General features: G+C 67.8%; 15 protein-coding genes and 2 tRNA genes. 13 read left to right on the forward strand and 4 right to left on the reverse strand.

Annotated features, from left to right (window positions below; all coding sequences use genetic code 11):
- The first annotated feature begins 156 nt into the window (after nucleotides 1–156).
- From ACIQLK_RS05785 to ACIQLK_RS05825, 9 genes are all read left to right on the forward strand, one after another.
- Nucleotides 157–474 (forward strand): integrase core domain-containing protein, encoded by a 318-nt coding sequence (locus ACIQLK_RS05785; protein WP_400363358.1) that lies wholly within the window; start codon nucleotides 157–159, stop codon nucleotides 472–474.
- A gap of 173 nt (nucleotides 475–647) precedes the next feature.
- Nucleotides 648–1,082: a hypothetical protein gene (locus ACIQLK_RS05790; protein ID WP_400363360.1), complete on the forward strand. Its 435-nt coding sequence runs from the start codon at nucleotides 648–650 to the stop codon at nucleotides 1,080–1,082.
- A gap of 552 nt (nucleotides 1,083–1,634) precedes the next feature.
- On the forward strand, nucleotides 1,635–2,471 hold the full coding sequence (locus ACIQLK_RS05795; RefSeq protein ID WP_400363362.1) for a hypothetical protein: 837 nt from the start codon (nucleotides 1,635–1,637) through the stop codon (nucleotides 2,469–2,471).
- A 254-nt stretch (nucleotides 2,472–2,725) separates the two neighbouring features.
- Nucleotides 2,726–3,901 (forward strand): hypothetical protein, encoded by a 1,176-nt coding sequence (locus tag ACIQLK_RS05800; RefSeq protein ID WP_400363364.1) that lies wholly within the window; start codon nucleotides 2,726–2,728, stop codon nucleotides 3,899–3,901.
- A gap of 273 nt (nucleotides 3,902–4,174) precedes the next feature.
- Nucleotides 4,175–5,206 (forward strand): hypothetical protein, encoded by a 1,032-nt coding sequence (locus ACIQLK_RS05805; RefSeq protein WP_400363365.1) that lies wholly within the window; start codon nucleotides 4,175–4,177, stop codon nucleotides 5,204–5,206.
- Between the two features lie 88 nt (nucleotides 5,207–5,294).
- Nucleotides 5,295–6,116 (forward strand): inositol monophosphatase family protein, encoded by an 822-nt coding sequence (locus tag ACIQLK_RS05810; RefSeq protein ID WP_400363367.1) that lies wholly within the window; start codon nucleotides 5,295–5,297, stop codon nucleotides 6,114–6,116.
- Between the two features lie 272 nt (nucleotides 6,117–6,388).
- On the forward strand, nucleotides 6,389–7,606 hold the full coding sequence (locus ACIQLK_RS05815) for a M23 family metallopeptidase (RefSeq protein WP_400363369.1): 1,218 nt from the start codon (nucleotides 6,389–6,391) through the stop codon (nucleotides 7,604–7,606).
- Nucleotides 7,607–7,670: 64 nt separating this feature from the next.
- Nucleotides 7,671–7,742, forward strand: a tRNA-Thr gene (locus ACIQLK_RS05820).
- A 23-nt stretch (nucleotides 7,743–7,765) separates the two neighbouring features.
- A tRNA-Met gene (locus tag ACIQLK_RS05825) sits at nucleotides 7,766–7,839 on the forward strand.
- Between the two features lie 51 nt (nucleotides 7,840–7,890).
- Here the strand turns inward: ACIQLK_RS05825 and ACIQLK_RS05830 are convergent.
- Together ACIQLK_RS05830 and ACIQLK_RS05835 are read right to left on the reverse strand one after the other, a co-directional pair.
- Nucleotides 7,891–8,400 (reverse strand): hypothetical protein, encoded by a 510-nt coding sequence (locus ACIQLK_RS05830; protein ID WP_400363371.1) that lies wholly within the window; start codon nucleotides 8,398–8,400, stop codon nucleotides 7,891–7,893.
- Between the two features lie 35 nt (nucleotides 8,401–8,435).
- Nucleotides 8,436–9,008 (reverse strand): TetR/AcrR family transcriptional regulator, encoded by a 573-nt coding sequence (locus tag ACIQLK_RS05835; protein WP_400363373.1) that lies wholly within the window; start codon nucleotides 9,006–9,008, stop codon nucleotides 8,436–8,438.
- A gap of 45 nt (nucleotides 9,009–9,053) precedes the next feature.
- Here ACIQLK_RS05835 and ACIQLK_RS05840 point away from each other — a divergent pair, with 45 nt between their 5' ends.
- Together ACIQLK_RS05840 and ACIQLK_RS05845 are read left to right on the forward strand one after the other, a co-directional pair.
- Entirely contained in the window at nucleotides 9,054–9,680 is a 627-nt protein-coding gene (locus tag ACIQLK_RS05840; RefSeq protein ID WP_400363375.1) for an MFS transporter, read from the forward strand.
- Nucleotides 9,681–10,220, forward strand: coding sequence for a hypothetical protein (locus ACIQLK_RS05845; RefSeq protein WP_400363376.1), 540 nt, complete (start codon nucleotides 9,681–9,683; stop codon nucleotides 10,218–10,220).
- A 110-nt stretch (nucleotides 10,221–10,330) separates the two neighbouring features.
- Here the strand turns inward: ACIQLK_RS05845 and ACIQLK_RS05850 are convergent, their stop codons facing one another.
- A complete protein-coding gene (locus ACIQLK_RS05850; protein WP_400363378.1) occupies nucleotides 10,331–10,591 on the reverse strand; it encodes a hypothetical protein in 261 nt (86 codons plus the stop codon).
- 130 nt (nucleotides 10,592–10,721) lie between these two features.
- On the opposite strand from ACIQLK_RS05850, the gene ACIQLK_RS05855 reads away from it, so the two are divergent.
- Both ACIQLK_RS05855 and ACIQLK_RS05860 read left to right on the forward strand, forming a co-directional pair.
- Nucleotides 10,722–11,216, forward strand: coding sequence for a metallophosphoesterase (locus ACIQLK_RS05855; RefSeq protein ID WP_189318450.1), 495 nt, complete (start codon nucleotides 10,722–10,724; stop codon nucleotides 11,214–11,216).
- Nucleotides 11,217–11,283: 67 nt separating this feature from the next.
- Entirely contained in the window at nucleotides 11,284–12,900 is a 1,617-nt protein-coding gene (locus ACIQLK_RS05860; RefSeq protein WP_400363380.1) for a DHA2 family efflux MFS transporter permease subunit, read from the forward strand.
- Here ACIQLK_RS05860 and ligD read toward each other — a convergent pair.
- Nucleotides 12,861–14,093, reverse strand: coding sequence for a non-homologous end-joining DNA ligase (gene ligD / locus ACIQLK_RS05865; RefSeq protein ID WP_400363382.1), 1,233 nt, complete (start codon nucleotides 14,091–14,093; stop codon nucleotides 12,861–12,863). The genes ACIQLK_RS05860 and ligD overlap by 40 nt on opposite strands.
- Nucleotides 14,094–14,116 lie beyond the last annotated feature (23 nt).

Raw genomic sequence — 14,116 nt, forward strand, 5'->3', positions numbered from 1 at the left:
GCCATTCGTGAGAATCATGAAATGAGATGTGGGGTTCACAGCAATCTCTATGCGCGGCCAAGGATCGGTCACTCGGTCGTCGATTCGGACCGCGGGTCCCGATACGCCTCGTTGGTGTTCGGGCACCGGCTCCGCCAAGCAGGGCTGCTCGGATCGATGGGCAGGGTCGCGTCCAGCGTCGACAACGGCCTTATGGAGTCGTTCTGGTCGACGATGCAACCCGAGCTTCTCGACCAACCCGCCTGGCAGAGCCCTGACGAACTCGCGCGGGCGATTTTCGAATGGATCGAAGTCTGGTACAACCCGAAACGCCGCCACTCCGGCATCGGCGACGTCTCACCGCTCGAGTTCGAGAACACCCATCCCGCCGCCATCGCGACGTACACTCTTCTTCGCGGCGCGGCCGACGCAGGGCTTGCGCCAGCGGGAGCGGCAGGCTTCCTTGGCAATCTACCTAGCTGGAACGGCGAGTGACCATAACAACGAACAAGCCGGGCAGATGGCCAGGATTCTTTCTGGCGTCACTTTTCGCGATCTGCCTTTTGGCGGTTCTGGCTCGCTTTGTCATCACTGGGTCTAGTTTGGAGCGCATCGGCGCGTCTGCTCTAGACGCTGTGCTCCTGGGCATTCTGCCCGGGGTAGCAGTTGTGCTAGCCATCATCCTCTTCATGGGCTTGCGCCTGACATTGCAAGCTCGCGCGCTCCGCCGATCGCGCGGGGATGCTGTTGTGGTTGCGACGACGGTGCTGCGTGCTGATGAAGTGGATTCTTTCAGCCGCCTCGTCGGCAAGCCTGTGAGGGCGGGCTACGTCCACATCGTCGGCACGCGGGGCGGCGTTGAGTTTTGGAAAAGCTCGAGTGAGATGTTGGGATCCTTGAAGGATGCCGAATTCTTTGTCAAGCCGGCCTCGACCCTTTACGGCACACACCACGCCCTTGGCATTCGCGCCGGCCAGATTCAGACATCGTTGAGCGGGGTTCGGGAAGGATTGGCTTTCTACTCAGGCTCACTGCCTGAGTCCGACGTACGAACCCTCGCGAGCACTTTGACGTCAGGCAGCGACTCTGCCGCCGGTGCATAGGCGCAATTGCCGAGCTGGCGACCGACAGCCACATCTGAAACTTTCGGTCGCGCCCAATTCAGCGTCAGTGCGGAGTCGATCTGTGTCGAGACCATTCGCTCGCAGCCCGGCGCTGCTCATCGTTCAAAGGAGCGAAGGCGGACGCATGTTGCGCATCCTCAACCGCTGTCTTGCAGCGACAAGACGCAGATCGAGTTCCGCGTGCGCCTCGCGATTCCGCTCGCTGATTTGGCCGCTCAAGTCCACGACCTCTACTGGAAATGAAGGCTTGTTTTGTGTGTGCTGAAGTCGGGGTCGGCGTCCCGTCAGCGACCATCGCCGTCGGCCTACTCCTGCTGGTCTTTGGTAGATGGTTCGTCGATTATCTTCGCCACATCAACGTCAAGGGGAACGCGGCGCAGCGGTTGTACGCGCGTTTTCTTCGCCCTTGGCAGGGCTATTAAAATGGTCGACGAAGGCCCCCAATATCAGCCCAGAACGCGCCAAGAATTACATTGTCGGGGCTTCGAAAGCCTACGGGTGGGATCTGGTACCTAACCCATGGAGAGTGCCGTGGTAAACGAGCGCACGTATGTGACAATTTCGGCCCTGGGTGGGGTTGACAAAATAGCTGATCGGTTGATCAGCTATTGGCTGAAGGGCGGGTCGCATAGGTACCGTGGCGTCGATCTCGTTCAGTTGATCGAAAACGCGCCCGCGGACACATTCTGGTCTATCGTTCGAACCTGTATGGAGTATCCACTGACGGAGGACGAGTCCGACGATTTGGCCGGAGGAGCGCTCGATTTTCTGATTGCTCGACGCTCCGGTGAGATAGTTCCTCTGATGGTGGCTGATGCGAAACGACCGAGGATCGCAGAGTATCTGGCCTCCATTGCTGAAGACGTGATGGCGGCGACGGATCCTTGGTTTGCGCTGATCGCCGCCGACGTCATTGTCGCGCGCGCGGGCATTTCACCTTCTCATCGACGTCAGCGTGCAGCGCTCGATGTTGCCATCTTGAATCCGGTCACTCAAGCCTCTCGATTCCTTGCGGCGCTTCGTACCGCGGCGCTTGGGGGAGGTGCATTAGTCGACCGGTATCTCACAGTCGAAGTCGCGAACACCCCAGATCCCTATACTGTGCCACGCGAGTGGTACCGATCGGTCGACGCTGCTGAGTCGCGCGTGTCGATCGCCGACGCAGCCTCCACGGTCGAAAGGCTCACGGAGGTCGTCCGCGCAAACGGACCTGGCGTCGCCTCCGGCCTAGTCGCAGACTTCATCCGCGACCGGGAGTCTGCGCACGTCCTCGCCGACGCAGTTGAGGGAACGCTGCAGAGAAGGGGAATGCTGCAGTTCGACCCGAATACAGCCGGGGCCATCGTAGGTGCCATTCGTCAGACCTAATCGCGCATGCCATTGACGGTGGTTGGAGCAACTACGCTCTGATTTCTCATAGCTAATCATTTGAGCTGATCCGGTGACGCCGTGACTATTCGCCTACAGGTCGGAGGTGAGCTCGTAGCGCCAAATTAAGTGATGGCGCGACCGACCCGCGTTGCGCCACCACGCGATGAAGAAGGCAGTGGCTGCTGGCCAAGGGTGATCGAGACCGCAGCAGGCTGCGGGTCGGAACCGAACAGTCCGACCGAGCATCACATATGTCCGCGCTTCTTCCACAGATGGAAGACTCTGCGTCCACCGCTGTTGTATCGTCCTGGGTTGCTGCGCTTGGAGACCAGGACACGCGAGCGTTCGTCGCAGGTCTCGCCCCGCATATCTTGACGGCAGGGGCGCCAACTGACTGGGGCGACAAGGCGATGGCGGAGCTTGTACCGCTGTTCCAACGCTCCATCGATTACAGCGCCGACGCTACAGAAGCGGCAGCCCTCCTTATGGCGACCGGGCGCGTCTCCCTCGACTGCGAGCGTGAGTTGCTTAACGCGCTCGGAGCGATCCTTCCTTACGGCGGGGCGCACCGGGTGCGAGCACTGACCTCACTTTCCCAGCTGCCGTGGTCGAAAGAACTGTCACCCGCGGTAGTCACGACGGTCACGTCATACGTTGAGGAGGCGCCCGAAGCGGTCTACTGGGCGTTGTTCGACCTCTTCGACAGCCGCGGACTCGTGGATCCAAACCTCACCGCGCACGTTGACGGCCTCCTGGAGGATGCTGAGCCGACGGAAGCAATGAAGACACGCGCCAACCCGTTGTCCCGCGTGCTTTCGCTCGAAAATGCGATGGAGCTCGCGCTATCCGCCGAATCGGAAGACGCGATGACCGCTGTCGCTACCCGTACGCTCGACCTAAGCGAAGCGGACCCGGCTGTCGCTGGATTGCTGCACAAGATTGCTGTCTTGCAACCGCCAGTTCCGGCGCGATCGTCGTTCGCCTATGCGCTCGCGGCGGCCGACTACGACGTCTACGCGAGCGCCGTTCGTCTCCTGCTTGCCGACACTCTCGACGTCGGAGGGGCGGGCGATCAGCATTTGTGGGCGTTCATCACGATTCCGCTCCGGGCGGCCGAACGTGCGGAGGTTTGGGCGGAGGTCGAGTCGAGGCTGACTTCCTCCGCACAGGAAGCGTCAGCCGCAGCCATCGTTCTTGCAGCGACGGGTGCCGATGACGAGCTCGACCAAATCGTGGCGAAGAACATTGGGAAGGTGATGCTCTACTGGATCTCCGATGAGCCCGCTGCAGAAGTCGCTGCGGCCTTGGCGGCTTCTGTGCGCGGAGGAAAGAGGTCGCGCTCTGCGGCGCGCAGCCCGGCTGCCCGAAACTGGCGGGTTAGTGAGAAGAAGGCCGCGGCAGCGGCCGCCCTGAAAGCTTTGCGCTGAGCAGAGCCGCGGTAGGAACCGCTATGCCAGAGGATTATCTCCTCGGCCTCGGAGGATTGAGATCCGCTGCACGCGAAACTCCCGCGGAAACCGTGGTCCTCTGGAGAAGTTCGAACAACCCACCATCACATGAAGAGCCGCGGAGCGATCCGTGGCTCTTTCTCATTGTCCCGACGGCTCCGGCAACCCCTGTGGAGATCCCGTTGCCGCATGGCCCGGTCTGACAGGATGGACGCGAGGGCGGGGGAGGCCTCCGCCGAAGGGATGTCGAGGATGAGCGAACCGATCACCGCCCCCAGTTCGAGCAAGATCTTCAGAGCCGCGATCTGGGTCGCCATCGGCGCACTGATCGCTGCCGCGATCGTGTGCGTCGTCTGGGTGATCATCGGCGACTCCGCCGGCATCGTCGGGCGGGCGTTCCTCACGATCCTGCTGCTGGCCGCCTTTGCGGGGCTGTCGATCCTCGAGGCATCCCTCGCGAGTCGTCGACCGGCGTGGTTCGCACTCGCCAGCATCGTGTCGTGGGTCATTGCGCTCATCATCGGCGCGTTCTTGATCTGGATGCCGGATGCGGGCGACAACTACGGCGTCGGCGTCGAGCGCTTCTTCAAGTACGTCGTCATCCTGCTCGTCCTGCAGGGCGCACTCCTTCACATCCGTCTCTACGTGAAGTCGTTCACGCGCCATCAGACGACCTTCACCAGCATCGTGGCCTACGTGACGATGGGCCTCGTCGTCATCCTCGCGTTCATGCTCGTGATCCCGCTGATGCTCGGGGAGTTCGTCGACTTCCGCGACATCTACTGGCGCGTGCTCGTCTCGGTCGCCATCCTCGCCGCCGTCGGTACGGCGCTCGTTCCGCTCGTGAACGCCCTCTTCGCCCCGAAGAAGGAGCGCCCCGAGCACGGCGGCTACGGCACTGCCGGGTACGGCGCACCGGCGTACGCCTCGCAGGCGGCGTACGCTCCGCAGGATGTTGCGCCCCCGGCACCTGTCCAGGCCTGGCCGACGTACGCCGACGGTCGCACCCCGCTCCCCGTGATGCCCGACGGCAGCCCGGATTGGAACGCCTACTACACGGGCCAGCCGACCTACGCTCAGCAGCCCTACGGTGCGAGCGTCGACGTGCCGCAGGCGCCTCCGGTTCCCCCGCACAGTGAGACGTCGGCGCCGCCCGTTCCCGGCGAGCCCGCCCCGCCCGTCGCACCGGCCCAGCCCGCGCCTCCGGCACAACCGGACCAGCCCGCCCCGCCCATGCCGCCGGCTCCCGGCACGCCGGACGTCCCGCCGCCGCCGCGCTACTGAGTCTGCATCTTCGGACCGCCCGAGACGCTCGCCCGTGGCGACGCCGTCTCGGGCGGTTCGTCGTTGTGCAGGCGCGTACCGTGGAGGAATGGATGCCGCCGCGCTCGCCGACCTCGCTCTCGACATCGCCCGTGAAGCGGGCGCACTCGCCCGCGTGCGCCGCGCGGAAGGCGTGGCGATCGCCGCGACCAAGTCGGCGCTCGCCGACATCGTGACCGAGGCCGACCGCGAGGTCGAAGCGCTCATCCGCGACCGTCTCGCGGCGGAGCGGCCCGACGACGGTTTCCTCGGTGAGGAGTCCGGCGCGGAGCGCGGGACCTCCGACATCACCTGGGTCGTCGACCCGATCGACGGCACGGTGAACTATGCCTACGGGATGCCGCACTACGCCGTCAGCATCGCCGCTGTCTCGGGGGAGCCGACGCCGCCGACGTGGACTGCCCAGGCGGGGGTCGTGCACAACCCCGCTGTCGGCGAGACCTTCCACGCGATCCGAGGAGGTGGTGCGTGGCTGGGCGAGCGCCGGCTCTGGGTGTCGAGCGTCGGCGCGGCCGGTGGGCTCGTCGCCACGGGGTTCGGATACGACCCGAAGCACCACGCGGAAGACCTTGCTCGGGTCGCCGCCGTGATGCCGCTCCTGCGCGACCTGCGACGGGCGGGCGCTGCCTCGCTCGACCTGGCCTACGTGGCCGCCGGTCGGCTGGACGGATATTTCGAACGGGGCCTGCACCCTTGGGATCACGCCGCAGGCGGGTTGCTGGTCACCGAGGCGGGCGGGCTGCTCGGCGGTGCGCCCGACGGGGCACCGGGCCGCGAGATGACCATCGCGGCCGGTCCTGAGCTCTTCGCGCGGCTCGCCGCGACGATCGGTGTGGGGACGGGCACCCCATTCCCAGGCTCCGTCGTGTAGCGTGTTTATCCGATCGTTACCTTCGTTGCCCGAGCGGAGCGGATCGACCCCCAAAGCCCTGAAGCCCCGCGGCCCCTGGCCGCTCGACGCGAGAGCCCGCACGTTTGACTTTCGATGCCACCCCGACCGACGCGCCCGCAGCGCGTCGCAGCCGGCGACCCGCTGTGTCCGGCCCCGCGCCGTTGACCCGTGCGGAGTATCGCCGTCAGGCTGACGGGACCGTCGTCGAGAGGAGCGGCGACACGTCGGATCGGGTGGCGGAGGCTCCGGTCATGCGCCGTCGCCGCACGCGCGACACGTCTTCGACCGTTGCGACGCCCGGCGTGCAGGTTTCTGCTGCTGAGGCTGTTGCTGTCGAGCCGACGGTCGCCGCATCCGCCGCGGTCGAGCCCGAGACCGTCCCGGCGGCGCCGACGGCGATCGCCGAGTCCGTCGTCGCAGAGGCAGCCGCAGCCGTCCTGCCGCGTCGACGCCGGTCACCCCGGCCGGCCGCCCCCGCCGTTCCGGTCCCCGAGGTTCCCGTCCGCGAGTTTCTCGACGAGACCATCGTCCTCCCCGCCGCGGACTCGGTCCACGCGTCCGATCGTGAGGCGGCCCCGAGCATCGACGAGTTCGAGCTCGCCGCCAAGGTGTTCTCCTTCACGGGTGAGACCCCGATCCAGGTCGCCCGTGCGGCGGCAGAGGCCGACGAGCAGCCGAAGCCCACGACCCGCGTGCGCATGGCCGACCAGCCTGCGCGCCCCCGCCGTGGGCGCGTCGTGTTCAAGCGTCTCGCCGCGGCATCCTTCTCGGTCAGTGTGGTCGGAGTCGTCGGTCTTCTCGCCATCGGGACCACCACGCCCGTCGCCGCGGTCGGCGCTTTCGGTCAGCAGGTGCGCGGCGACATGACTCTCGCCAGCGATGCGACCGACACCGACGCCCCCGAGATCCAGGCCTACGTGGCCGGGTCCGCGACGGCGGCGAAAGACCTCGCGCGTTCCGACGAGTACGACATCGAGTCGATGGCAGACGTCGCCGCGGACTCCGGTGTCACAAAGTTCGCGGGGACCTGGGTGAACGACGCGACGGCTGCCGTGCAGTGGCCCTTCCCGGTCGGCGTGCCCATCTCGGCGCAGTTCGGTTCGACGTCCTACCTGTCGAAGTTCTCTCGCGCTCACCACGGGACGGACTTCACCCCCGGCCGCGGCGCTGAGATCCACGCGGTCGCCGCGGGAACCGTCCGCATCGCGACCGAGGCCGGCGGCGACTACGGCGTGACCGTCGTCATCGACCACATCATCGACGGCCAGCTCGTGTCGACCCGCTACGGACACATGGAGTACGGCTCCCTCCGCGTCTCGCCCGGCGAGACCGTGAAGGCCGGTCAGGTCATCGGCCAGGTCGGCAGCACGGGCAAGTCCACCGGCCCGCACCTGCACCTCGAGGTGCTGCTGGGCGGTACCACGCGCATCGACCCGCTCCCGTGGTTGAAGGAGCACACGCGAGGCTGACCCGGTTACAGAGGGATGCCGCGACTCTGGTATCCTCTTCTAGTTGCCCGCATGCGGGCAGCACGCCCCGATAGCTCAGTGGCAGAGCACTTCCATGGTAAGGAAGGGGTCGTCAGTTCAATCCTGACTCGGGGCTCGCAGCATCTCTTCGATGCTCGTGGCGGGGTAGCTCAGTTGGTGAGAGCGCACGACTCATAATCGTGAGGTCGCGGGTTCAAGCCCCGCTCCCGCTACGCAAAACCCCCGGCTCCACCCGGGGGTTTTGTTGTCTCCGGCGATCGGAGTCAGCGCCCCGATTCCAGGGCGTCCAGGATCACATCTTCCGGGTCGGCGGGGCGCGGGGGTCGCTGCTCCCGGCGCGCGCGGGCGGCGAAGGCGAGGGCACGCCCTGCCGCAGCGAAAAGACCGGCGAGAACGGCTACTCCCAGGATCCGGTATTCGAGACGAGGTTCGCCGTCGAGCCCGGTCCACGGGATCATGAGCCACATGACGGGTACGGACGCGACCGCCCCCAGCGCCCCGAATACGACGACATGCACCCACCTCTGGGCGACGTTCCGCAGAGCGAGACCTGTCAGCCAGGCGAGTGGGGATCCGAACCACGCGAAGACGAACACCGCGAGGATGCCGGCAGCGATGAAGGCGCCGAGGTAGTTCGCTCCGCTCCCGGTCGCTGTGAACTCCGCGACCCAGTAGGCGCTCACGAGGATCGACGCGAGTGCCCACGTTGCGAGCGTGTGCACGGTGACGTCGACGAAAGTGAAGGAGACCTGGCGTCCGGCTGGCGGCTGCATGGCCTGAATCTGCCACAAATCGGCCGGGAACGGTGTCATTGGGGCCCGGTGAGGAGCGCGCCAGCGAGCCGGCGCGCATCCTCGAGTCGCTGGGAGTCGCCGTCTACGCGCTGATGCGCGATGGCGCCCTCCAGCATCAGGAAGATCATCTCGGCGACCTCGGGCGCCTGCGCCCCGAGGTCCTCAGCCACCAGCTCGCCGATGCGATCCGCGACTCGCTTCTTGTGTTCGCGGATGACGGTCCAGCCGGTGTGGCTCGGAGGGAGCTCCGCGGCAGCGTTGAGGAACGCGCAGCCGAAGCCGGCCGGATCCACGTCGTGGGCATAGGAGTCGAACACCGTGAGGGTCCGTGGTGCGGGGGAGGACGCGACGCGTTCCTCCCACCGTGCCGACCACGCGGCATCCCGATCCCGGAGATAGGCCAGCGCGAGCGCGTCCTTCGATCCGAACCGGTCGTAGAGGGTGCGCTTCGTGACGCCGGAACGCTCGGCGATCGCATCGACACCGACAGAGGCGATACCCCGCTCGTAGAAGAGGGCGCTCGCTGCGGCGAGCACCTTCTGCGCCCCGCGCGTGAGCGCCGGCTCGGGCGCGATGGGGTTCGACATGCACCTATGCTACTTCACAGATCGGTGAAGTTCGAGGATCCTGACATGCGTGACGACCCCCTGTCTCGGCGACGTACGGCTGCGCTCGCAGCGAGCGGGCTCGGGCTGATCGCGGTCTGCTACGGCCTCGCCCGCTTCGCCTCCGGACTCTTCGTCCCCTCGTTCCGTGGCGAGTTCGACCTCGATGCGGCGACGGCGGGCGCCATCGCCTCCGCTAGCTACCTCGCCTATTGCGCGGGAATCGTCGTCGCCACCGCGCTCAGTCCGCGGCTGGGCGCGCGCGCTGTCGCCGTGCTCGCTGGAGCTCTCGCAGCCGCCGGAACGGCCGCGGTCGCCGCCGCGCCGGACGCGGTATGGCTCGCGACGGGCGTCGCCCTGGCGGGAGCGAGCACGGGCGTCGCATCCCCGCCGTTGGCACAGGCCATCGCGCGGACCGTCGCCAGCGACCGCCGGGACCGGGTCCAGACGATCGTCGATTCCGGCACCGGGCTGGGCGTCCTGGTGTCGGGGCCGGTTGCACTCATCGCCGCCGAGAACTGGCGATGGGCGTGGGCGGCGTTCGCCATCCTCTCCGCCGCTGCAGCTCTCGCCGTCTCCCTCGCCGTGCCGGTGGCGCGGGAGCGGTCTCCACGTCAGGGTCGCGGGCGGCGACTGCCTCCCGGTGCGGTCTGATTGGTCGCGGCCGCCGCGGTCATGGGCCTCGCGACGGCAGCGGTGTGGACGTTCGGGCAGGATCATCTGCGCACGGCGGGTTCGCAGAGCACCGGTGCCGCCACCTGGGCGTGGATCGTGCTGGGCGCCTGCGGGCTGGCAGGTGCGGCTGCAGGGGACACCGTCACAAGACTCGGCATCGCGACCTCGTGGCGCGTCATGGTCGTCGTCGCCGCGGGAGGAACGGCGACGCTCGCCCTCTGGCCGGGGTCGTTCCCGCTCGCCCTCGTCGCGAGCGGCGTGTTCGGTCCGGTCTACATCGCCCTCACTGGCGTGCTCCTCGTATGGAGCACGCGGGTCTTGCCGGATCGTCCCTCGACCGGTGTCGGGATCGTGTTCCTCGCGCTGGCCGTCGGTCAGGCCGTGGGGGCCCCTGCGCTGGGGGCGATAGGGGATGCCTGGGGTCTGCCGTCCGCCTTCCTCACAGCGGCGGCGATCGGACTCGGGGGACTGGTCATCGTGCCGCGGGCTGAAGAGGGGAGCGGAGCCGCGGCATCCTGATCAGTCAGCGGGTGCAAGGAATCACGCGGGGCACGCCGCCTCACCGAGCCGGTGGGCGGCGTGTCGCGCGCGATACCTTGCCGTGGCGGACGAACGCCGCGCGACGAGTGTCAGACGTCGATGGGGGAGAGGTCGCCCTCGCCCTCCTCGCCGAGCTCGACCACGACCGGGTCTTCACCCTGCGACTCCGGCTGGATGCCCGAATCGGCATACGTCTCGCCGGGGTCCGCGGCGGGCTCGGCGTCGTCTGGCAGGCGTCCCTCGAACTCGGCGTCGGCGGCCTCAGTGTCGCCGACCGTCGTGTCCTCGGTGGGCGCGTCGCTCGGGTCGAGGCGGATGCCGTCGTCGGCGGGCTGATCGGGAGTGCTCATGGGGTTCCTTCCGTCGGATGGCTGCGCCCGGGGGTCACGGGGCGCCAGGTGATGGACATCCACTTTCGCTCCGTCGGTCCACCTCGCGCACGGGCTGTCGCCCCGGGCCCGGCTGGGCTACCCTGCCGCGGTGACCACGCGACTGCTGCTGATCTCCGACACGCACATCCCGGGCCGTGCGCGGACCCTGCCGGATGCGGTCCGGCGCGAAGCGGATGCCGCCGACCTCACCATCCATGCGGGGGACTGGGTCGCGGCATCCGTCCTCGCGGACCTGCAGCAGCACGGCGACGTCCTCGGGGTGTACGGGAACAACGACGGCGAGGATCTGCGGTCGGTCCTGCCGGAGGTGGCCCGGCGCGAGGTCGAGGGAGTCCGCATCGCGGTCGTGCACGAGACCGGTCAGAAGCAGCGCCGTGAGGAGCGGATGGATGCCGCCTTCCCTGAGACCGACCTGCTCGTGTTCGGCCACAGCCACATCCCCTGGGACACGACCGCGATGAGCGGGATGCGTCTGCTGAATCCAGGATCGCCCACGGACCGCAGGCGGCAGCCCGATCACACGCTGATGGTGGTCGAGGTGGCGGACGGCGGCATCCGCACTGTCGAACTCCGCAGCATCTGACGGGTTGCACCCCGTCGTCGGAGGAGTACTATCGCTGTCGGATTGCTAGAAAAGCGAGGTAAATCTCATGGCGAAGGATTCCCGTCGGTGGCTGGGGCTGGTCTTCATCAGCGTCGCGGTGTCGCTCATCATCGTCGACTCGACCATCGTCAACGTGGCGGTCCCGTCCATCGTCGAAGAGCTGGAGATCAGCTCGACCGAAGTCCAGTGGGTGCAGGAGGTCTACACCCTCGTCTTCGCCTCGCTCCTGCTGCTCTTCGGTGCCTTCGCGGACCGCTTCGGGCGGCGGCGGATCATGCTTCTCGGCGTCTCGATCTTCGCCGCCTCCTCGGTGCTGGCGAGCTTCGCCCCGACGGGTGAGCTGCTGATCCTCGCCCGCTTCGTGCAGGGCGTCGGCGGGGCGATGATCCTTCCGACGACGCTCTCGCTCATCAACTCCACGTTCCGCGGCCGCGAGCGCGGTATCGCGTTCGCCGTCTGGGGCTCGACCATCGGCGGCATGGCCGCGGTCGGCCCGCTCCTCGGCGGCTGGTTGACGACGGCGTTCTCATGGCGCTGGGCCTTCGGGATCAACATCCCTCTCGGCATCATCATCGTGATCGGCGTGCTGCTGACGGTCGCCGAATCGCGCGAGAGCCGGAAGCGGTCGATCGACGGGGTGGGCGCGCTGCTGTCCGTCATCCTGTTCGGCTCGCTCGTCTTCGGTCTGATCGAGGGGCGGACGTTCGGCTGGTGGACCGCGGAGGACGGGCTCACGATCGGCGGCTGGGAGTGGCCGCTCTCCGTCTCGCCCATTCCCTTCGCCTTCGGGATCACCCTCGTCGCGCTCGTGCTGTTCGTCTGGTGGGGCCTGCGTCGCGGTCGCCGGGGCCAGGATCCGCTCATCGACTTCTCGCTGCTGAGCATCTCGTCGTTCCGGAACGGCAACATCGCCGCCCTCGTCGTCTCGCTCGGCGAGTTCGGCCTGATTCTCGCGCTGCCTCTCTGGCTGCAGTTCGTCCTCGGCTTCGACGCGCTCCAGGTGGGTCTCCTGCTCCTCGCGCTCGCCGGCGGATCGTTCGTCGCCAGCGGCGCCGCGGGCGCATTCAGCGGGAAGGTGCCCGCAGTCGTGGTGGTACGCGTCGGCATCCTGGCCGAGATCATCGGCATCGCCTGGGCCGGGTTCATCATCGGACCGGATGCCGCCTGGGGCTGGCTCATCCCCGCGCTCGCCGTGTACGGGTTCGGCGTGGGGCTCGCGACCGCGCAGCTCACGGGTGTCATCCTGCGGGACGTCCCCGTCGAGAAGTCCGGGCAGGGCTCGGGCATGCAGTCCACCGCTCGCCAGGTCGGCTCGGCACTCGGCGTAGCGATCCTCGGGACGGTGCTGTTCACCACCACCGGCGGTGTGCTGACGGCGTCCCTCGACGATGCCGGCGTCCCGTCCGCCGCCGCGGACAAGGTGGTCACCGCCGTCGTCGACTCCGCGGGAGCAGCCATCGCCGGTCTCGAAGCGGACCCCTCGCAGGCGCAGGTCGCGGATGCCGCGCGCACCGCCTTCTCCGACGGCACCCGCGCATCCGCTCTGACGGCGGCGGGCTTCCTCGTGATCGGTCTGGGTGCGACGTTCGCCCTCGGAGCCGGCCGGCGCCGTGATGACGGGGCTCAGGAGTCGCGAGCGGCGGGGCGCGTCCACGGGTCGTAGTCCACTTCGAGCGGCTCCTGGGTGGGGCGTTCGGCCTCGGGGACGTGCTGCAGGTTCACGCGGACGCGGTACCAGAGCGAGCTCGACCCCCGCATGCCGTCGACCATCACATCGGCGGGGGAGAGATGCGCAGCGACCTCGGGGTGCCGCGCGCGCCACCGGTCGAGACCGCCGAGAGCCTCGTCCTTCGTCGCCGCGCGGGAGATCTCGATGAGGGGCATCGTCGATCGCCGCCGTCCCGATCCGTCGCCGCTGCGCGGCGCACGTTCGGCCGGACCGAGCTCGTCCGCGAGCGCCAGCAGCCTCTCGAGAGACCCGGGAGCGTCGTCGATGCCGGCATGGGCGTCGCCCCGCTCTGCGAAAAGACCCGGCACGGTGCGGACCGTGAACTCCTCAGGCCGGATCGTGCGCAGCGCGTCCCACTCGAGCGGCATCGAGACACGCGCATCCGGAAGGGGGCGGACGGAGTACGCCGAGGCGACGGTACGGTCCTTCGCGTTCTGGTTGAAGTCGACGAAGACGCTCTCGCCGCGCTCCTCCTTCCACCAGTGCGCCGTCGCCAGTCCCGGCGCGCGGTTCTCGACCTCGCGCGCGAACGCCTGCGCCGCCAGCCGCACCTGCGCGTAGTCGTGCGCGCGATCGGTGCGGACCAGGATGTGGACGCCACGAGAGCCCGACGTCTTCGGCCACCCGACGAGTCCCACGTCCGCCAGCAGATTGCGCGCGACGAAGGCGACGTCGACGATCTGCGACCATTCCACGCCGGGCATCGGGTCGAGGTCGATGCGCAGCTCGTCGGGGTGATCGAGGTCGTCGGCGCGCACGGGGTGGGGGTTGAGGTCGAGGCATCCCACGCCGACGGCCCAGACCAGTCCCGCGGCGTCCCGGATGACGGCCTCTTCGGCGCTTGTCCCCGAGGCGTAGCGGAGCGTCGCAGACGAGACGAACCCCGGCCGGTTCTCCGGGACGCGCTTCTGGAAGAAGGCCTCCTGATCGATGCCCTTCACGAAGCGCTTCAACACCATCGGCCGGTCGGTGACGCCACGGAGAGCGCCATCCGCCACTGCAAGGTAGTACTCCGCGAGGTCGCGCTTGGTGATCCCGGGCTCGGGGAACACCACCTTCTCGGGACTCGAGAGCCGCACCTCGTGCCCGTCGACCGTCAGGGTCACCGCATCGTCCTTCTTCGCCATGCGCCCGGTCTACCGGGCAGCGG

Source organism: Microbacterium sp. NPDC091382, assembly GCF_044757025.1.
Classification (GTDB): Bacteria; Actinomycetota; Actinomycetes; order Actinomycetales; family Microbacteriaceae; genus Microbacterium.